Origin of the sequence: Salinicola peritrichatus, assembly GCF_003206715.1 — a bacterium.
Lineage (GTDB): Bacteria > Pseudomonadota > Gammaproteobacteria > Pseudomonadales > Halomonadaceae > Salinicola > Salinicola peritrichatus.
Window position 1 is genome coordinate 185931 of the sequence record NZ_PZJU01000006.1, and the last position, 18964, is coordinate 204894.

The following is an 18964-nucleotide window of genomic DNA, read 5'->3' on the forward strand; positions in this document are numbered from 1 at the left end:
ATTGGCAGTCCATGACTAGCAGGATCAGGCCCGATGTATCGTTACGATTCCTATGACCAGACGCTCGTCGACGAGCGCGTGAACCAGTTCCGCGATCAGATGGATCGCTACCTCGCCGGCAAGCTCGGCGAGGAGGAGTTCCGTCCGGTTCGCCTCCAGAATGGCCTTTATATCCAGCGTCACGCCCCGATGCTGCGTATCGCCATTCCCTACGGCATGCTGAGCAGCCACCAACTGCGCGCACTGGCCGCGATCACCCGCCGTTACGATCGCGGTTACGGCCACTTCACCACGCGCCAGAACCTGCAGCTCAACTGGCCCGCGCTGGAAGATGTACCCGATATCCTGGCCGATCTGGCCAAGGTCCAGATGCACGCGATCCAGACCAGCGGCAACTGCATTCGCAACACCACCAGCGATCAGTTCGCCGGTATCGCCAAGGACGAAGTGGTCGATCCGCGCCCTTGGTGCGAACTGATTCGCCAGTGGTCGACGCTGCATCCGGAGTTCGCCTACCTGCCGCGCAAGTTCAAGATCGCAGTGACCGGCGCCACCGAGGATCGCGCCGCGATCCACGTCCACGACATCGGCCTGCGTCTATGGCTGAATGATTCGGGGGAGCTGCGTTTCCGCGTGCTGGCCGGCGGCGGCATGGGCCGCACGCCGATGATCGGCGAGGTCGTGCGCGAAGACCTGCCCTGGCAGCATCTGCTGACCTACCTCGAAGCGATCGTGCGGGTCTATAACCAGTTCGGCCGGCGCGACAACAAGTTCAAGGCGCGCATCAAGATTCTGGTCAAGGCACTGGGCGTTGAGGAATTCACCCGCCGCGTCGAAGCCGAGTGGGCGCACCTCAAGGATGGCTCGCAAACGCTCACCCAGGAAGTGGTCGACGCCGCACGTGCCCATTTTCCCGAACCCGAGCGCCGTCCGGTGGCCGACTCCGCCATCGTGGCCTACGAGCAGTTGCGCAAGGAAAACCGTGCCTTCGCGCGCTTCGTGACCAACAACGTCATGGATCACAAGGTGCCCGGCTACAAGGCCGTCACCCTGTCGCTCAAACGTCGCGAACACGCCCCCGGCGATGTCACTGCCGATCAGATGGAAGCGGTGGCGAACCTTGCCGAGACCTTCGGTTTCGGCGAGCTGCGTGTCACCCATGAGCAGAACCTGGTGCTGTCCGACGTGCCGGTGGACGAGATCGAGGCCCTCTGGCACCAACTCGAGGCGCTCGGCATGGCCAATCCGACAGTGGGGACGCTCAACGATATCGTCTGCTGCCCGGGGGGCGACTACTGCTCGCTGGCCAACGCAGTTTCGATCCCTATCGCCCAGGCGATCCAGGAGCGCTTCGATGATCTCGACTACCTCTACGACCTGGGGCCGATCGATCTCAACATCTCAGGCTGCATGAACGCCTGCGGGCATCACCACGTCGGCAACATCGGCATTCTCGGCGTCGACAAGAAAGGCGAGGAGTATTACCAGATCTCGCTGGGCGGCAACGCCGACGACGACGTCTCGCTGGGCAAGATCCTGGGCCCTTCCTTCTATCGCGAAGACGTTCCCGGGGTGATCGACAAGGTCCTGCAAGTCTACGTCGAAAAGCGCCTCGCGGATGAACGCTTCCTCGACACCTATCGCCGCATTGGTCATCAGCCGTTCAAGGAGCGTGTCTATGCCTGAATCGGAATCTCAAGTCGCCGCGCAGGAGGTCGTGACCTCCACTGCCGCGTTGATCAAGCTGGGGCAGCACGTTACCGATACGTGGGTGCTGTCACGCGATGAAGACATGCTGCCGGAGAGCCGTCCCGCCATCGTGCCTCTGGCGCTGTGGCTATCGCATGCCGATCAGAGCGACCTGGCTCCCTGGCTGCCGAGCGATACCGAGCTGACGCCGGCGTTGGCCGGCGAGCTGGAAAAGGCGGCACTGGTGGCGATCGACTTCCCCGCCTTCACCGACGGTCGCGGCTATACGCTGGCCCGTCTGCTGCGCGAACGCTTCGGCTATGCCGGCGAGGTTCGGGCGATCGGGGATGTGTTGGTCGATCAGCTCTACTACATGAGCCGCTGCGGATTCGACGCCCTGGCCCTGCGCGAGGATCAGGAAATCGAAACGGCGCTGCGTGCGCTGAAGGCGTTCAGTGTCAGCTACCAACCGGCGGTCGATCTGCACGAGCCGCTATTCGCACGCCGACTGCGTGAGCATCGCGTCAATTAACGCTTGAATGGTTTGTATGTGCGAACCCCGGCCATGGCCGGGGTTCGCGCGTTTCAGCCCCGCCGTTTCTGCTGGCGTTCGCGATTGCGCGCCCTCGCCCGCTCCGACTTCCGCAGCATCACGAAGGTGGCCCCGAGCCCGCCCTGCTGAGGCGGCGCCGAACTGAAAGCCTGCACCTCGTCGAACTGCGTGAGCCAGTGATACAGGTAGGAGCGAACGACATTGGCGCGCCCGTCGTCATCGCTGGAGCGGCCATGGACGATCAACACGCTGCGCAAGTCATGGTCATGGGCCTCACGCAGGAAAGCGCATACCGCTCGACGACACTCGATGACCGGCATGCGCATGATGTGCAGGCGGGCCTCCGCGGCATAGCCTCCATGACGCAAGCGCTCGAGGACACCCAACTGAATGCCGTCGCGGCGATACTCGATCGGGTCATGCGCGCCAATCAAGTCGACGAACTCATCGGAGAGGAAGTCCCGCTCATCGTCATCGACCCGTTGCGCGCTCTCGCGCCGTGCCAACTGTGCCTCCGACGGTTGTCGCTGTCCTCGATCGACCGCTGCCTTGTCGCGCCCTTTGGTCAGTGGTCGCACGTCATCACCCAAAGCTCGGCGGAATGCCTGATAGTCGTTGGCCGCGTGACTCATGATGGCGTTCCTCCGTGGGCAAATGGATAGACTTTCGACCTTCGATGCTAGCACGAGGTTCGATTGCGTTATCAATATCCATCGCACCGCCCTTTCGTTACGCGCGATGCCATGAGTCGGCTAGGCTAGCTTGGTATCGACAGTCGCCCAAGGAACCGGGACCAACCATGGTGTTACGTCTTTTGAAAGGATTATTGCTGGTGATGTTCCTGACTTTGGCCGCCGGTGCCGGATGTTTCTGGTATACCTTCATGAGTCCCTACGGCTATCACCCTGCGGAGCCGGCTGTCATCGATCAGAGAGTCGAGCAGCAAGACGTCTTCGTCTACGGCACCCTGCGCAACGATCTGCTCCGCTGGGTCATCATGGGCACGCCTATCGGGACCCGCTCCGCGACGCTCACCGGTTACCGCCGGCATGATCTGGATATCAGACCGGAGACGGGCGCCAAGGTCGAAGGTGAAGTCCTAACGGTGACGCCGGAAGCGCTCCAAGCCCTGGATCGCTACGAGCGTTTGGGTGTGCGCTATGAGCGTGAAAGCGTCAAATTGGCTGACGGTTCGATTGTCTGGGTCTATCGACGAATTTGAGTGGGTAGGGTTGGAATTAGAAAAGATAACGGTATAAACGATACTGGATGATTCATCGGATTGAGGCGTCGGTGGCTTAACCCGTACAATGCTTCGTCATCAACCAAAGGTTTGAACAATCGATGGAAAAGCTCACGTTCTACCATAACCCTCGCTGTTCCAAGTCGCGCGAGGCCCTTGCCCTGCTGGAATCCCGCGGTATCGAAGTGAGCGTCCATCGCTATCTGGAAGACCCACTTTCCCGCAAAGCGCTCTTGGCGCTGGCCAAGCGACTGGGCGACGACGCGGGCCAGATGTTGCGTCGCGACGAGCCAGAGTGGCACGCGCTGGGTATCGCCACCCCGACCCAGAGCCAAATGATCGACGCCATCGCCGAACATCCACGACTGCTGCAGCGTCCCATTGTCGACGATGGCGACTATGCGGTCATCGGCCGCCCACCGCACGCCGTGCTGCAATTGATCTAATCGACCATACAAGGAAAATTCATGGGCGAATCGAAGGCTGCGCAAGCTGCGTCCACGCCTTACGTCCTGGTTCTCTACTATTCTCGCCATGGAGCAACGTGTGCCCTTGCCGAGGAGCTGGCCAAGGGCATCGAAGGCGTCTCCGGGATCGAAGCCCGCCTGCGCACGGTCCCCGGCGTCTCCCCCGTGTGCGAGGCTACCGAGGCGGAAATCCCCGCAGAGGGGGCGATCTACGTCACCGAAGACGACCTGCGACATTGCGACGGTCTGGCACTCGGCAGCCCGACCCGTTTCGGCAACATGGCCGCGCCGCTGAAGTATTTTCTGGATACGACCAGCGGGCTATGGATGAATGGCGCGCTCATCGACCGACCCGCCACCGCGTTCACTTCTACCGCCAGCCTTCATGGCGGTCAGGAGAGCACGCTCCTGACCATGCTGATTCCCCTACTGCATCACGGCATGGTCTACGCAGGTCTCCCCTACAGCGAGACTCGTCTCATTCACACGCGAAGCGGGGGTACGCCCTACGGGGTGAGCCATTTGGCCGGGCCGGACGCCTCACGTGAAGTCGACGACGACGAACGCCAGCTCGCCCGCGCTCAGGGGCGCCGGCTCGCCGAGCTGGCCCTTGGGCTGAGACATATGCGGGAACGGCGCTCATGAGCGACTGGCTCGACAGGCAGGCCGAGCGACAGGAGCTGTCAAAAGCGGTTGCCAAAGCACGTCGCGCCGTATGGTTGGCCTATGGCGCCTTGCTCGTTCTCCTGATCGCAAGCGGCCTCTGGCACTATTTTCAGCAGCATGCGCAGGCAGCCGCATTGCTGGTGCGCATCCTGCCGTTGGTCCTGTTCCTGCCGACCCTGCTGATGCGCCGTCGCCGCGGTCATATCTGGCTGACGGCCTTGGGGCTGCTCTATGTACTCCAGGGCGCCATGATCGTCTCCAAGGGCGGCGGCTCAGTATTGGTGTTCGCCGAAATCGTGGCCGCCGGCGCACTCGCAGTGGCTGCCTTCTGTTACGTCCGCTGGCGGGGTCGACTCGACCGCAACGCCTCATGAGGCCGTCCAGCGTGCTGATTCTCGCCATGCTGGTGCTCAGCGTGGTCTGTAGCCTGTTCGGCTGGCCGATGTGGCCGGCCGCCATCCTGGCCTGGCTGGCAACGCTACGTCTGTTCCGGCAATTGCCGCGTACCTCTCGCCGCCAGGCGGGCGTGCTGTTCGGGCTCGGCGTCACGTTATGGGTCATCGCCCTGTTTCGTGGCACCCCTTACTCGCTACTCCACGCGCTGACGATCAACCAGTCGCTATTGATGATGTTCGCCGGGGTCAGCTTCCTCACCATGGCCACGCCCCAGGCCAAGCGCGCCACCTCTCGCGACGCACAATCCGGCAGTCTGTTCGGGACGATGCTGGGCGCGCACCTGTTTGGCGCGGCCATCAACCTGTCGGTGGTCTTTCTCTTCGGCGAGCGAATGCAGCATGCCGGGCGATTGACCCGCTCCCAGGCGCTGATCGTTGGTCGTGGCTTTACCGCGGCGGCGGCCTGGTCGCCGTTCTTCGTCGCCATGGGAGTGGCGTTGACCTACGCCCCGGGGCTCAACTATCTGGGCCTGCTGCCATGGGGTCTCTTGGCTGCTACATTGTTGTTGGTGCTGAATTTCGTCGATGTCGCACGATTGAAAGAGCCCTTCGTCGGTTATCCGATCGAGAAAAGTGCGCTGTTGATGCCCTGCCTGCTGGCGATCGCCGTGGTCAGCATGCATCTTGCCTGGCCCGATCTCTCGATCCCGCTGATCATCGCCATGGTGTCGCCGGTATTCTCGTTCATGCTGATGCCCCGGAGCGAGCGTCGTTCACGCATGCGCCATCAGTTCACCCAAGGATTGCAGCGCCTGGCACCACAGTTCGCCCTGTTTCTCGGCGCCGGAGTCATCTCCACCGGTCTCGCCGCCCTGCTCGCCAGCCTGCCCGATGGCCTGGATTTGCCGATCGATCACTTCGGCCACTGGCACGCCTGGCTCGCGCTGGGTGTGATCGTCGTGGTCTCCTTCAGCGGCATTCACCCGCTGATCGGCGTCGCCACGCTGGCGCCGCTTATCGCCCCCTTGAACCCGGATCCCACGCTGCTCGGGATATTGTTCCTGATGTGTTGGGCATTGGGTACCGGCAGCAGCCCTCTTTCCGGCAGCAACCTGGCGATCTGCGTGCGCTATCAGATCAAGGTTCGCGACATGCTGGGCTGGAATCTGCCCTACGCGATAATCGGCTGGTTTTGCTGCGGGCTGGTGCTGGCGCTGCACGCTGCCGCCACTTAGGTGCATACATGTCACCGTTACCCGACGCCGGCCGCGACTTAAGCACGCCTTGACGCGCGGCCAAAGACTGCAATGATGACAACCGTTATCGACCCGCACGGAGAAAGATCGATGAGCGATCTGGCAGGCATGCGCCGCGACTACGTGGGAGAAGCCCTGGCTCCCGAACACACGCCCGATAGCCCGATCCCGCTGTTCGAACACTGGCTTGAACAGGCGGTCGAGCACGAAGGGCTCGACGCCAATGCAATGACGCTGGCAACCGTCGACAGCGGCGGCCATCCCCATGCTCGCATCGTGCTGCTCAAAGGCCTCGATCGGGACGGCATGCTGTTTTATACCAATTATCAGAGCCAGAAAGGCAATGAACTGGCCCATGTGCCGCAAGCTGCGCTGGTGTTCTGGTGGCCGGGGCTGCAGCGCCAGGTACGTGTCGAAGGTTCCGTCGAAAAAACCGACGACGAACAATCGGATGACTATTTCGCCAGCCGTCCCCGTAGCAGTCAGCTTGCCGCCTGGGTCTCGCAACAGAGCGTCGAAATTCCGGATCGGGTCTGGCTGAAGGAACGCCTGGCACGCTTCGAACAGGTCTACGTCGACCAGGAGGTGGAGCGTCCGCCGCACTGGGGCGGCTATCGACTGGTGCCTCAGATGATCGAATTCTGGCAGGGACAGCCCAGCCGCCTGCATGACCGCGTGCGCTATGCGCGTCACGACAGTAGCGAGGACGAGTGGCATCGTACTCGGCTGGCCCCCTGACGATCTGCGGGCGCGCGGTAAAAACGACAACGCCCGGCTGCAAAAGCCGGGCGTTGAAGTGATGCCAAATGTGGATTGCCGGTAGGGCTTACTCGCTGGTGCCTTGCGTCCATTCAGCGACGACCTCGGGATGTTCCTCGACCCACTTCTTGGCATTCTCGTAGGGATCGCTACCCTCTTCCTGATTCATGAGCATCACTTCGCCCATCTGGTCGGGTGTCCAGTGGAAGTTATCGAGAATCTTGTAGGCTTCCGGCATTTCTTCCTTCAGCCCTTTGTGCACCACCGTGTCGATTTTCTCGGCATCGCCGTAGGCCTTTTTCGGATCGTCGAGATATTTCAGATCCCAGCGTGCGAACATCCAGTGCGGCGTCCAACCGGTAACGACGATGTCTTCATGGTTCTGGATGGCGTTGGCCAGCGAGGAGGTCATCGCCGCGCCACTGCTCGACTGCAGGGTCAGATTATCGATACCGTATTCGTCGATGGCCTTTTCAGTCTGCGCCATCAGACCGGCGCCCGGATCGATGCCGACAATCTGGCCATTGAACATGTCGGCATGGTCGTTGAGTTCATCGATGGAAGAGATGTCGGTGTACTCAGGAACGACCAGACCCAATTTGGTGCCTTCCAGGTTCGGACCAAGGTCCTCGACTTCGTCCTTGACCTGTTCGAGGTAATCGCCATGAGTCGTCGGCAGCCAGGCTGCAACCATCGCGTCCGCATCCCCGGTGCCTACCGCCTGCCACATGACGGCAGCGGACAGGGAATTCATGTTGACCTCGTAACCCTGCTGCTCGAGCACGGCACGAATCACGTTGGTGGAGGCCACCTCGGATGCCCACTCGACGTAGGCCAGATCGATGGTGCCCTTGCTGTCCTGCGCCTGAACCGCGCCAGCGCTCATGCCGAGGCCGGCCGCCATCATCAAGGCGCCGTAGCGTACCGCGTGTGACAGTGCATTGCGTGTCATCGATTTCCCCTTCTTATGGTTGAAGTACCGTAAAGGATGCGGCAACCAGGGCCACCGCATCGAGCTCACCTGGTCTTCTTGCGACCACTGAACGATTGCGTCAGGCGATCGAGCAGCATGGCCATGATCACCACGGCGATACCGGCCTCGAAACCTTCGCCCGGACGCAGCCGCTGAATCGCCCGCCACACCTCGCTGCCGAGGCCGTTGGCGCCGATCATCGCCGCGATGACCACCATGGAAAGCGCCAGCATGATCGTCTGGTTGATGCCCCCCATCAGTGTCGGCAGCGACAACGGTAGCTGGACCTTCACCAGCTTCTGGCCGCGCGTCGAGCCGAAAGCGTCGGCGGCTTCGATCAGATCCTTGGGAACCTGCCGGATACCGAGCGTGGTGAAGCGAATCGCCGGCGGCATCGAGAAGATCACCGTGGCGAAAATGCCGGACACCGAGCCGATGCCGAAGAATGGAATCGCCGGGATCAGGTAGACGAAGGCCGGCATCGTCTGCATGAAGTCCAGTATCGGCATGATCACTCTGTAGAAGCGATCCGATATCGCCGCCAGAATCCCCAACGGTATCGCGATGACGACGGCGACCAGCGTGGCGATGACCACCAGGGTCAGGGTCTGGATCATCGGGTCCCACAGTCCGAGGTTCCAGATCAATGCCAGACCGAGCAAGGCGCCGATCGCCAGACGGCGACCGCTGAGGCGCCAGCAGAGCAATACGACGATGGCGATGAGCGCCCATTCAGGCAACCACATCAGGCCATCGTTGAGCAAATTGATACCGCCTTGCGTGGCCCGCGAAATGCCGCGCGTCACGCCGGAAAACTCAGTCGTCAGAAAATCGAGGCCGCCTTCGATCCAGTCGCCCAGCGGTATTCTTGGAATGTCGAAATCCATCACACCTCTCCCGCTTCGGCCAGTTGTTCGAGTACCGCTCCTTTGACGACTACGCCCAGCAGACGACGGTCGTCATCGACCACGGCAATCGGATAGCTCTTGCCGTTGAACATGGAATAAAGGCTGGATAGCGGCTCGTCCGGCCCGACACTGGGAAAGTCGGTAGCGATCAAGTCGCGAATCGACTCCTTACCCGCCTTGGCCGCGGCTTCGACCTGCTCGACTTCGACGATGCCAAGCAGCTTGCGCTCACGATCCACCACGTAGATGGAATCGAGACTGTTCTCGCCCATCTTATGGATCACGGTACGCGGGCCGTCGTCGTCACGCGCCGTGGCTCGCACCGGGCGCATGGCACGTCGTGACGTTACCACGCGGGACTTGTCGACCCCCTCCGTGAAGCGGGCCACGTAGTCGTCGGCCGGGCGGGTCAGAATCTCTTCGGGGGTACCGATCTGGACGATTTCGCCATCGCGCAGCAGGATGATGCGATCGCCGATATTGAGCGCTTCGTCGAGATCGTGGGTAATGAAGATCGTGGTCTTCTTCATGCGGTGCTGAAGCTCGATCAGCTCCTGCTGCATGTCACGGCGAATCAGCGGGTCGAGCGCCGAGAAAGCCTCGTCCATCAACAACACGCTGGAATCGTTGGCCAGCGCACGGGCCAGACCGACACGCTGCTGCATGCCGCCGGAAAGCTGGCTGGGATAGGCATTTTCCCACCCCTCGAGCCCGACCTGTCTGAGCGCATTCTTGGCTTTTGCCGCACGTTCGGCCTTGGGTATGCCGCGAATCTCGAGGCCGTACTCGGCGTTCATCTGTACGCTACGGTGCGGAAACAGCGCGAAGTTCTGAAACACCATCGAAAAATGTCGGCGCCGACAGTGCAACAGCGCCTTGTCGTTGAGCTGGGGGATGTTCTCCCCTTCGATGATGATGTCGCCTTCGGTCGGTTCGATGAGTCGATTGAGGCAGCGGATCAGGGTCGACTTGCCGGATCCCGAGAGCCCCATGATCACCAGGAGCTCGCCTTCCCGGACATCGAAGTTGATGTTGGATAGACCAAGCGTCTGCCCGGTCTTCTCGAAGATCTGGGTACGTTTGAGACCCTCGTCACGCAATTCGAGCGCTTTCTTGGTGTCGCCGCCGAACACCTTGCTCAAGTTGCGCACTTGAATCTTGGTTTGCTGTGTGTCGGTCATTTTGGGCCTAGGTTGGCTAAGCAGAAAGGTTCTCCATGGCGTGTCAGGCCACGTTTCGAACGGTATCCGTTAGTGTTGTTTGGTTTCGCATCATACGTTTTTATCGATAACCCTTCAAACCACAATATCTTATAATTGAACAGTCATTCAAGATCGGTGCCCGGTCGCATCCTCCGCGTTTCATTCCCGTGCCGCTTCCAGACGATGGCGCTGCCAGTCGCTTTGCGGTGAGTTGAGCCTCAGCGTTGCCTCGATGACGCCCTCTTCGACGTTGGTACGCAAATCAAACCCCAAGCCCGCCAGAAGACTACGCATCGGCAGGTTGTCGGTCAGGATCGTGCCGACCATGGCCAGCGTGCCGACTTGACGGCTGTAACGGATCATCTTCTGCATCAGCAATTTCCCCAGCCCGATGCCATGGAAATCGTCGCGCACGATGATCGAGAATTCGGTACGGATGTTGTCGGGATCGTTCCATACCCGCACGACGCCGAGCATCTCCTCGTCGCCGCTCGCGGTGCGGCGAACGGCGATGAACGCCATCTGGCGGTCATAGTTGATCTGGCTGAGCTGGGCGAGCTCGCGGGTCGACAGCACCGCCTTGTGATGGAAATAGCGGTAGCGGATGCTCTGCTCGGAGAGAAAGGTATGAAAATGCGTGATCAGTGGCGCGTCCTCTCCACGGATCGGGCGCACCTCGACCGCCATTCCTCCGAGCTCGACCGTCTCTCGCAGCTCTTCCGGATAGGGCATGATCGCCTGTGTCGCGGGCTCGCCGAGGTCGAGGGTGAAGTCGACCGCCGTCAACCCCTCGCGATTGAGCAGCAAAGGATTGATTTCGAGCCCCTTGAGGCGCGGCAGATCCGCCGCCATCTGCGACAGCTTGACCAACAGCTGCGCCACGCGGGACACCGCCTGTTCCGTGTCGCCGGCGTGTTCGCGAATCAGCCGCCCGGCACGGGTTCGATCGATCAGCTCCTGGGCGAGGCGCATGTTGAGTGGCGGCAGCGCGACCTGGCGGTCGGCCATGACATCGATCTTGTACCCTCCGATGCCGAAAACGATCACCGGTCCGAATTCGGCGTCCCGGGTGATGCCGGCGCACAGCTGCAGCGAGGATTTGCCGCGCTGCATCGTCTGCAGGCAGTAGCTGTAGATCGGGCTGTCGGGGAGCGTTTCGCTGACACGCTCCTCGAGGCGCACGACGGCATCGACCACACTTCCCGGCTGTTCCAGATCCTGGATCAACGACATCGATTGATGCTGCGACTCGCGCCAGTAGCGGAAGGGCTCGCAATTGTCCCGATGCACCACCTTCACCGCCCAGGGCCCGGGCAGTTGCATCGTCGCCCGTTCGGCCTGTTCGAAATCGGACACGTAAAGGCTCGGTGCCGTATCGATACCGTAAGCGCCCAGCACCCCGCCGGTTTCCTGGTGAGTGAGGCGATCCCGGCCGCGCTCCAGGGCATCGCCGATCAAGGCATGGCAGCGCGCGCGGATTTGCGGACTGGAATCGAAAGGCAGCGAAGGCGGTGTCTCCTGCAGCAGCTTCTGGACGCGTCGGTAACGAACCAGGTGCAGGAAGGCTCGCACGGCCTTTTCGGGTGAGATATAGCTGGGAATGCCGGCCCGATTGCTGGCGCTGCGTGCTTCCAGCGCCTCCTTCAAGCCCATCCAGCTGATCAGCAGTCGATGGCGAAACCGCTGACGCGCCCCGATCAGCGCCTGTGCGGTCTCCAACGCCGGCGCCAGCCGCGTCGGCGCATGCAGCACCAGCACGGCATCGACGTTGGCGTCCCGGGTCACGATCTCGAGCGCCTCGAGATAGTGAGCCGGCGTCGCGCCGCCGCCGAGATCGACCGGATTGCGCCCCGGCCGGCTGACATCCAGCTCCGCCTCCAGCAACGCCTGGGCGGTCTGCTCGCTGAGCTCCGCCAACTGGCCACCGCCGTCTATCAACTTGTCGATGGCGAGCAGCGCCGGCCCCACCCCGTTGGACACGATCGCCAGGCGGTCTCCGCGAGGCGGCTTGAAACGCGACAGGGTCTCCAGGGCATCGAACAGTTCATCGGACTCGTCCACCCGTACCACGCCGGCCCGCGCCAGCGCCGCTTCGACGATCACGTCACGGCGCTCGATACCGAGGGTCTCCGGCAGCGTATCCAGCGTGGCCTGCGGCGTGCGTCCGCTCTTGATCGCCAACACCAGGCGGTTGCGCGAGGCGTCCCGCAGCGCGGTCATGAAGTGACGCGCATTGCGAATGCTCTCCAGATGCAGCAGCAACGCGCGGCACTTGCCCGACTGACTGAGATAGTCGATCACGTCCGGCAAATGTACGTCGACGCTGTCGCCCAGCGTGACGAGATGCGAGAAACCGATCTCGCGTCCCGCCGCCCAGTCGATCATGGCATTGCCGAGCATGCCGGATTGCCCGAGATAGGCGACGCTGCCGTCGGCGATCGGCTGGCTGGCATAGGTGGCATTGAGACGGGCCGAGGGTACCGCGATGCCAAGGCACTCCGGCCCCAGCACCCGCATGCCGGAATGCAGCGTCGCCTTCTGTAGACGCTCGCGCAGGGAAGACGTATGGAGTGCATCGAGAGAAGCGCCACCGGACAGGACCAGCGCCGCCCGGGCGCCAAACGCTCCCAGACGCTCGATCACCCCGGGCACGCTATGCAGCGGTGAACACACCACCGCCAGATCCGGCACTTCGGGCAGATCGGCGATGCGGCGGCAGCAAGCCACGCCGTGCACCTCGTGATAACCGCGCGGGTTGACGGCCCAGAGCGGACTATCGAATCCGGCTTGCAGCAGATTGCGCAAGACCACCCCTCCCATCGATTCAGGCTTGGGGGATGCCCCGATCACGACCAGTGAACGCGGGGCTAAGAATCGGCGCAGAAATTGCGTCGCCACGGCGGACCTCACAACTTGGGCTATGGATGTCTCAACCCTACACGGTCATACCGTTGACGTTGAGCCATGCGACCAAAGTCGCAGCGGCATCGATTAGGCGCAGCCTCGTTCATCGCGCAGAATGGAGCGACCCTGGCCGGCCGGCGACGCTCATGATCACTTCCTATCTCACCCATCCCCACGTTGCTCTACACGACATGGGGCCGCATCACCCCGAGTCGCCCATGCGCCTCGAAGCGATTCGCGCCCGGCTGATGTTGAGCGGCCTTCTCCAGCAGACCATGCAATCGGAGGCGACACCGGCCAGCCTGCACGAACTCGAACGCGTGCACGCGCCAGATTACCTCAGCTCATTGGCCCTGCAGCGGCCGCAAAGCGGCCTGCAAGAGCTCGATACCGACACCCGAATCGGTCCTCACTCGCTGAACGCGGCCGCGCTGGCGGCCGGCGCCGCGATCAAGGGCGTCGACCTGGTCTGTGGCAACCGAGCGGACAACGTGTTCTGCGCCGTGCGCCCCCCGGGACACCACGCCGAGCGCGAGCTGGCAATGGGCTTCTGCTTCTATAACAACGTGGCGGTGGCGGCCGCCCATGCCCGCGAGGCCCACGGTATCGAACGCCTTGCCATCCTCGACTTCGATGTTCATCAGGGCAACGGAACGCTGGACATCTTCCGTGGCGATCCGGCGGTACTGGTTTGCAGTAGCTATCAGCAAGCCTTCTATCCATGGCGTTATCTGCATGGCGAGTGGCCGAACGTCGTCAACACGCCGTTGGCGGCCGGCGACGGCAGCCGCGCCTTTCGACACGCCGTGGAGCGCGACTGGCTACCCGCTCTCGAGCGTCACAAGCCGCAGTTGATTCTGCTTTCCAGCGGTTTCGACGCCCATCGTGACGATCCGCTCGGCCAGTTGGCGCTCGATCACGACGATTTCTACTGGATCACCACGCTGGCAATGGATGTCGCTCGCCGTCACGCCGGCGGCAAACTGGTCTCGATACTCGAGGGCGGCTACCACCTGAAGACACTGCCACTGAGCGTCGAGGCCCATCTCACCGCGCTGCTCGGTCACCCCTATCGATCTTGACGCGAGCCCGACGCCGAAACCCAAACGACAGTCGCGCCATGGCAGAGCCCGCCTGCCCGGCTGTGATATTCTGGGCCCCAAATCGCTTCAGACAGAGAACTTCATGGCCGCCAGCAACGATCAGGATGCCGCGCTGCGCATCGCCTCCGGCCGCAAGGCCTTCGTCGAACCCCTCAGGTTGGGCGAGCGGCTCAAGGAGATACGCCTATCCAACCACTGGACGCTCGGTGACGTCAGCGCCCGTACCGGCCTGGCGCGCTCGACGCTATCCAAGATCGAGAACGATCAGATCTCGCCGACCTTCACCGCGGTCCAGAAATTGATTGCCGGGTTGGACATCGACCTGCCGCAGCTACTGACGCCAGCCAAGCCGCAATTGCAATCCCGGGGACGCCGCGACCTGACGACCCGCGGCGACGGCAAGCTGCATCCCACTCCAACCTACGAGCATGAGCTACTCTCTTGGCAGTTGGCGCAGAAACGCATGATCCCGTTCAAGACCATCGTCCGTGCCCGACGCTTCGACGAGTTCCACGAGTGGGTGCGCCATGATGGCGAAGAGTTCCTGATGGTGCTCGAAGGCGAGATTCTGATGTATTCCGAAGTCTACGAACCACTGGCGATGGCCGCGGGCGACTCGCTCTATTTCGACAGCGACATGGGACACGCGCTGGTTTCCACCAGCGAGGACGATGCCGTGGTGCTGTCGGTGTGCACGCCCGGCGATGGATACTGAGTCGGACACGTCCGCCAATGACCCCGTTTCGTTTCCCTGCAGCACAGGAGCCCCCTATGCATCACCTCGACGATCAGACCCGGACCGAACTCGAGGCCGCGGCCTTCCGCCGCCTGTTGCGGCATCTCGATGCCAACAAGGACGTCCAGAACATCGACTTGATGATCCTCGCCGACTTCTGCCGCAACTGCCTGTCGAAATGGCTGGTCGGCGCCGCCGAGGAGCGTGGTACCGCACTCGACTACGAGACGGCGCGCGAATATGTCTACGGCATGCCCTATGCGGAATGGAAGGAGCGCTACCAGGCACCAGCCAGCGACGAACAGCTGGCCGCCCTGGAGGCGCGTCAGGCACGCAAGAAAGCCAGCGAAACCACCCGGGGCAGCGCATGAACGAATCACCGCTGATCCCGCTGTCCATTGCCGTGCTGACCGTCTCCGACACCCGTGACGAGAGCAACGACCGTTCGGGCCAATTGCTGATCGAACGCCTCGAGAGCGCCGGCCACCGCCTGGCCGAGAAACGCATCGTGCCCGACGATGTCTATCGCATTCGCGCCGTGGTGGCCGGCTGGATCGCCGATGATCGGGTGCAGGTGATCCTGACCACCGGCGGCACCGGTTTTACCGGGCGGGATTCGACCCCCGAGGCCGTCGCTCCCCTGCTCGACAAGACCATCGAAGGCTTCGGCGAGCTGTTCCGCCAGGTCTCGTTCGAGGAGATCGGCAGCTCGACCGTGCAGAGCCGCTGCCTGGGCGGACTGGCCAATGCCACCGTGATCTTCTGCCTGCCCGGCTCCACCGGCGCCTGCCGTACCGGCTGGGACCGCATCCTCCAGGAGCAACTGGACAGCCGTCATCGCCCGTGCAACTTCGCCAACCTGGTCATTCCCGAGCGAGGAACCCACGATCATGGCTGAACTGCAAAGCGTCGAACGGGCCCTGGAAGCCCTGCTGGAAGGCGTCAGTCCGCTCGCTGGCGAAACGATCGACTGCGCCGACGCCGACGGCCGGGTGCTGGCGAGTGACGTATCGGCGGCGCTCGACGTGCCGCCGGCCGATAACAGCGCGATGGACGGTTACGCCCTCGCCAGCCGCGATTCGGGGCAGCGTCTGCCGATCTCGCAGCGCATCCCGGCCGGCCAGGCGCCGCAGCCCCTCGAACCCGGCACCTGCGCACGCATCTTCACCGGCAGCGAGATCCCACCGGGCGCGGATTGTGTCGCCATCCAGGAGAACGTCGAACTCGATGGCGAACTGGCGATCGTCCCGATCACCGAACCCGGCCAGAACGTTCGCCGCCGGGGACTGGACGTCACCGCCGGCAGCCGGCTTCTCACCGCCGGCTCGCGTCTGGGCGCCGCCGCGCTGGGACTGCTGGCCGGGCAAGGCTTGTCGCGGATCGAGGCGGTGCGCCGCCCGCGCGTGGCCCTGCTGCTGACCGGCGACGAGATCGTCGAGCCTGGCCAGGCGCTGGGGCCCGGCCAGATCTACAACAGCAACGGCCCCATGCTGGCGACGCTGATTCGTCGCTTCGGCGGCGATGTGGTGCGTCAGGTCAAGGTCGCCGACGATTTCGACACCACCCTGGCCCGGCTGACCGAGGCCGCCGGCTGTGCGGATGTCATCGTCACCACCGGCGGCGTCAGCGTCGGCGAGGAGGATCACGTCAAGCCGGCGCTCGAACGGCTGGGCAAGCTGTCGCTCTGGCGTCTGGCGATGCGCCCGGGCAAGCCGCTGGCACTCGGTACGATCGGTGCCACGCGGCTGGTCGGGCTACCGGGCAATCCGGTGTCGAGCTATGTCGGCGCCTGGCTCTATCTGCGCCCTCTGCTGGGCGCCCTGCAAGGTTGCGATGAATTGATGTCGCTACCGAAGGTCACCGCCGAGGCCGGATTCGAGACCCGCACCCAGGGCCGCCGGCACTATATGCGAGCCAATTTGACGTTTCAGGGCAACCGGATCGTGGCGCACGCCTATCCGGAACAGAGTTCGGCGGTTCTGACCTCCTGCGCCGAAACCAACGCCTTCGCGGTCATTCCGCCTCACAGCGACATTCGCCAAGGAGACAGCGTCGAGTGCCTTTGGTTACAGGCATGAACACCTTGTCGCCGCGTGTCAGTCAATGAAGCGTTGCCGCATGTCGGGCCACAAGGCGAGGAAGGCAGCTTCCAGGCGCTCGTATTCGTCGTTCAACCACGGCGTCAGCGCCGCCAGATGGTTGGGTCCGCGCAGACGCTTGCCGATACCCGCAATCGCCTGGCAGGTGAAATCGAAGTCCGCGTAGTGCGTCAGCCAGTCGCCCCGAATCATGGCTGGCACCATTCCCGCCAGCCGCTCGGGCGCATGCCGTGCGCCCAGCACCGCATAGCAGCGCTGTATCAGCGCCGGGTCCGGCTGCCGGCTGGCCAGGAAGTGATCCCACACCAGATCCAGCGCGATCCCCATGTAGCGCCGCTGCGTGGCGGGCGCCATACGCCGCAGCGCCAGCACCTCGGCATGCCGGTCGATCATGGCATCGACTCGGCGATGATGGCGGATACCCTCGGCCGTCTCCGGCGACCAGCCGTCCAGGCGATCGCCCTTGACGCCATCGGCAATCAGGTTGCCGTAGAGAAAATCGTCGCTACCGTGGCGGGACAGGTGCGCATGGGCAAGAAAATTCATGCGCCGGCGGCTACAGACAATTGGTCGGTTTGGGCAGGCCAGCCAGACGCGCCGCCACCTTGGCCGGACTCTCGGGGAACAATCGCATCAGATAGAGCGAGTTGCCCTTTTCCTCCCCCAACGCCTGACGCACTGCCTTGACCAGCGGACGCATGGCCGGTGCCGCCTCGAAACGCCGGTAGAAGTCACGCAACACCTCGATCACCTCCCAATGCTCGGCGGTCAACTGGCGGTCGTCGTCCGCCGCCAGCGCCTCGGCGACCGCCGGCGACCAATCATCCAGGGAGACCAGATACCCCTCCGGATCGAGCGCCACGCTGCGCCCCTCCACGTTCAGCACACGTGCCGTGTTGATAGCCATCAGAACCAACTCACCGAACGTTGATGGATTTCCGTCAGGTCGACGAAACCCTGCATGTCGACCACCTCGATGGCGCCATCCACCCGGCCTTCCAGCCCCCGGGAAACCAGATCCTCCTTCAGCACCGAGACGCGCCCGGCGAATGCCGCCACCGCATCGCGCCCCGACGACAGCGCCGCGTAACAACCATCCTCGATCAACAACAGGTGGTCACCATCGCCGAAGGCCTCGCGCAGGTCTCGATAGACGCCTTCGGACTGCGGCGAGCGATTGAGCAGATGCAATGTCATCGAATGCGGTCCCGGACTCAGAAGATCAAGGTGTGAGGATGCGAATGCATGAGCCTGGCAATCCGCGAGGCTTCCAATGAGGTCACCGGCAGCATCAATGAATCCACCGGCAAGCCCCGCGCTGCAAGCGCGGCCTCGCTGACCCACAGATGCTCGATATCGTACATCTCGAGCATGGCCAGCTGGGGATGGGTGCCCTTCTGAGCCAATGGTCCGGACGACTGACCTTGCAACAGTGCGAAGACACCATCGCCCTGAAACAGCAGGCCGACACGCTTGCCAAATGCCGCCGCGACCAGCGCCACGTCGAGCCCCTCACGCAGCCAGCTACTGCCGTGTGGCGCGTGCCGCAGCACGATCAGCAGGTCCTGCGGCGCATCGATAGCGGTGGTTGCGGGAGAAATCCCTGATGTCGAATTCATGGTGCGAACGTGATCAGACGATCGTTTTCGAGCATGGCGTCGACCAACTGGCCGACGCCGGTAAGTTCGAACGGCGGCTCGACGCTATGGCTATTCAAGCCGTGTCGTGCAGCTTCACCGGTATCCACCAGCCCGCGCCGCAGCCCCGCGGCAATACAGACCAGAAGCTGCGTGCCGCCTTCCCGATGCAGACGTTTCCAGCCATCGGCCAGCTGCACCTCGTCCTGCGGCGGCGACATCAGCGCCGAGGCGTTATGCACACCGTCATGGTAGAAGAACACCGTCGACAGGCGATGACCGCGTTCGACCACGGCATTGGCGAAACGCAAGGCGGAAAGCGCTCCCTGCTGACTGTAGGGCGCGGCATGGACCAGCAAGGCATAACTCAGCAC

The 18964-nt window shown here is 62.9% G+C and carries 23 protein-coding genes; 13 read left to right on the forward strand and 10 right to left on the reverse strand.

Annotation, left to right across the window (positions count from 1 at the left end):
- Window positions 1–33: 33 nt before the first annotated feature.
- Together DOM57_RS02860 and DOM57_RS02865 are read left to right on the forward strand one after the other, a co-directional pair.
- Window positions 34–1686 (forward strand): nitrite/sulfite reductase, encoded by a 1653-nt coding sequence (locus tag DOM57_RS02860; RefSeq protein ID WP_110647722.1) that lies wholly within the window; start codon window positions 34–36, stop codon window positions 1684–1686.
- A complete protein-coding gene (locus DOM57_RS02865; protein WP_110647723.1) occupies window positions 1679–2221 on the forward strand; it encodes a DUF934 domain-containing protein in 543 nt (180 codons plus the stop codon). The genes DOM57_RS02860 and DOM57_RS02865 overlap by 8 nt, the downstream gene beginning before the upstream one ends.
- Window positions 2222–2274: 53 nt before the next feature.
- On the opposite strand, the gene smrA is transcribed toward DOM57_RS02865, so the two are convergent.
- Window positions 2275–2874: a DNA endonuclease SmrA gene (gene smrA, locus DOM57_RS02870; RefSeq protein ID WP_110647724.1), complete on the reverse strand. Its 600-nt coding sequence runs from the start codon at window positions 2872–2874 to the stop codon at window positions 2275–2277.
- A gap of 167 nt (window positions 2875–3041) precedes the next feature.
- Here smrA and DOM57_RS02875 point away from each other — a divergent pair, with 167 nt between their 5' ends.
- The 6 genes from DOM57_RS02875 (at window position 3042) to pdxH (ending at window position 7007) form a co-directional block, all read left to right on the forward strand.
- Window positions 3042–3464, forward strand: coding sequence for a gamma-glutamylcyclotransferase family protein (locus tag DOM57_RS02875; RefSeq protein WP_162619429.1), 423 nt, complete (start codon window positions 3042–3044; stop codon window positions 3462–3464).
- Window positions 3465–3586: 122 nt separating this feature from the next.
- Window positions 3587–3931 (forward strand): arsenate reductase (glutaredoxin), encoded by a 345-nt coding sequence (arsC, locus tag DOM57_RS02880; protein WP_110647726.1) that lies wholly within the window; start codon window positions 3587–3589, stop codon window positions 3929–3931.
- A 21-nt stretch (window positions 3932–3952) separates the two neighbouring features.
- Window positions 3953–4597 carry an NAD(P)H:quinone oxidoreductase gene (wrbA, locus tag DOM57_RS02885; RefSeq protein ID WP_110647727.1) on the forward strand — a complete coding sequence of 215 codons (645 nt, stop codon included), beginning with the start codon at window positions 3953–3955 and terminating at the stop codon, window positions 4595–4597.
- The gene (locus DOM57_RS02890; RefSeq protein ID WP_110647728.1) at window positions 4594–4992 is read left to right on the forward strand and encodes a DUF2069 domain-containing protein; all 399 of its coding nucleotides are present in this window, start codon (window positions 4594–4596) and stop codon (window positions 4990–4992) included. Before wrbA ends, DOM57_RS02890 begins: the two co-directional genes overlap by 4 nt.
- Window positions 4989–6248 (forward strand): hypothetical protein, encoded by a 1260-nt coding sequence (locus DOM57_RS02895; protein ID WP_239496097.1) that lies wholly within the window; start codon window positions 4989–4991, stop codon window positions 6246–6248. The genes DOM57_RS02890 and DOM57_RS02895 overlap by 4 nt, the downstream gene beginning before the upstream one ends.
- A 111-nt stretch (window positions 6249–6359) precedes the next feature.
- On the forward strand, window positions 6360–7007 hold the full coding sequence (gene pdxH, locus DOM57_RS02900) for a pyridoxamine 5'-phosphate oxidase (RefSeq protein ID WP_110647729.1): 648 nt from the start codon (window positions 6360–6362) through the stop codon (window positions 7005–7007).
- 88 nt (window positions 7008–7095) lie between these two features.
- Here the strand turns inward: pdxH and DOM57_RS02905 are convergent, their stop codons facing one another.
- The 4 genes from DOM57_RS02905 to DOM57_RS02920 all read right to left on the reverse strand — a co-directional run bounded on the left by DOM57_RS02905 (window position 7096) and on the right by DOM57_RS02920 (window position 13009).
- On the reverse strand, window positions 7096–7980 hold the full coding sequence (locus tag DOM57_RS02905) for a glycine betaine ABC transporter substrate-binding protein (protein ID WP_110647730.1): 885 nt from the start codon (window positions 7978–7980) through the stop codon (window positions 7096–7098).
- A 65-nt stretch (window positions 7981–8045) separates the two neighbouring features.
- Window positions 8046–8888 carry an ABC transporter permease gene (locus DOM57_RS02910; RefSeq protein ID WP_110647731.1) on the reverse strand — a complete coding sequence of 281 codons (843 nt, stop codon included), beginning with the start codon at window positions 8886–8888 and terminating at the stop codon, window positions 8046–8048.
- Window positions 8888–10090 (reverse strand): quaternary amine ABC transporter ATP-binding protein, encoded by a 1203-nt coding sequence (locus DOM57_RS02915; protein ID WP_110647732.1) that lies wholly within the window; start codon window positions 10088–10090, stop codon window positions 8888–8890. The genes DOM57_RS02910 and DOM57_RS02915 overlap by 1 nt, the downstream gene beginning before the upstream one ends.
- Before the next feature lie 180 nt (window positions 10091–10270).
- A complete protein-coding gene (locus tag DOM57_RS02920; RefSeq protein ID WP_110647733.1) occupies window positions 10271–13009 on the reverse strand; it encodes a bifunctional acetate--CoA ligase family protein/GNAT family N-acetyltransferase in 2739 nt (912 codons plus the stop codon).
- Window positions 13010–13161: 152 nt separating this feature from the next.
- Here DOM57_RS02920 and DOM57_RS02925 point away from each other — a divergent pair, with 152 nt between their 5' ends.
- The 5 genes from DOM57_RS02925 to DOM57_RS02945 all read left to right on the forward strand — a co-directional run bounded on the left by DOM57_RS02925 (window position 13162) and on the right by DOM57_RS02945 (window position 16932).
- Window positions 13162–14097 carry a histone deacetylase family protein gene (locus tag DOM57_RS02925; protein ID WP_110647734.1) on the forward strand — a complete coding sequence of 312 codons (936 nt, stop codon included), beginning with the start codon at window positions 13162–13164 and terminating at the stop codon, window positions 14095–14097.
- Window positions 14098–14200: 103 nt separating this feature from the next.
- Complete coding sequence (locus tag DOM57_RS02930) at window positions 14201–14833, forward strand: helix-turn-helix domain-containing protein (protein ID WP_110647735.1); 633 nt, start codon at window positions 14201–14203, stop codon at window positions 14831–14833.
- 56 nt (window positions 14834–14889) lie between these two features.
- The gene (locus DOM57_RS02935) at window positions 14890–15225 is read left to right on the forward strand and encodes a DUF1244 domain-containing protein (protein ID WP_110647736.1); all 336 of its coding nucleotides are present in this window, start codon (window positions 14890–14892) and stop codon (window positions 15223–15225) included.
- Entirely contained in the window at window positions 15222–15752 is a 531-nt protein-coding gene (gene moaB / locus DOM57_RS02940) for a molybdenum cofactor biosynthesis protein B (RefSeq protein ID WP_110647737.1), read from the forward strand. Before DOM57_RS02935 ends, moaB begins: the two co-directional genes overlap by 4 nt.
- Entirely contained in the window at window positions 15745–16932 is a 1188-nt protein-coding gene (locus tag DOM57_RS02945) for a molybdopterin molybdotransferase MoeA (protein WP_110647738.1), read from the forward strand. Before moaB ends, DOM57_RS02945 begins: the two co-directional genes overlap by 8 nt.
- A gap of 18 nt (window positions 16933–16950) precedes the next feature.
- Here DOM57_RS02945 and DOM57_RS02950 read toward each other — a convergent pair whose 3' ends face one another.
- The 5 genes from DOM57_RS02950 to tusD are packed head-to-tail and all read right to left on the reverse strand — an operon-like array spanning window position 16951 to window position 18961.
- Entirely contained in the window at window positions 16951–17499 is a 549-nt protein-coding gene (locus DOM57_RS02950) for an acyl carrier protein phosphodiesterase (RefSeq protein WP_110647739.1), read from the reverse strand.
- 10 nt (window positions 17500–17509) lie between these two features.
- On the reverse strand, window positions 17510–17860 hold the full coding sequence (locus tag DOM57_RS02955) for a TusE/DsrC/DsvC family sulfur relay protein (RefSeq protein ID WP_110647740.1): 351 nt from the start codon (window positions 17858–17860) through the stop codon (window positions 17510–17512).
- The gene (tusB, locus tag DOM57_RS02960) at window positions 17860–18150 is read right to left on the reverse strand and encodes a sulfurtransferase complex subunit TusB (protein ID WP_110647741.1); all 291 of its coding nucleotides are present in this window, start codon (window positions 18148–18150) and stop codon (window positions 17860–17862) included. Before tusB ends, DOM57_RS02955 begins: the two co-directional genes overlap by 1 nt.
- A gap of 17 nt (window positions 18151–18167) precedes the next feature.
- Window positions 18168–18572 carry a sulfurtransferase complex subunit TusC gene (gene tusC, locus DOM57_RS02965; protein WP_110647742.1) on the reverse strand — a complete coding sequence of 135 codons (405 nt, stop codon included), beginning with the start codon at window positions 18570–18572 and terminating at the stop codon, window positions 18168–18170.
- Window positions 18569–18961, reverse strand: a complete 393-nt coding sequence (gene tusD, locus DOM57_RS02970; protein WP_110647777.1) for a sulfurtransferase complex subunit TusD — start codon at window positions 18959–18961, stop codon at window positions 18569–18571. Before tusD ends, tusC begins: the two co-directional genes overlap by 4 nt.
- Between the last annotated feature and the right edge of the window lie 3 nt (window positions 18962–18964).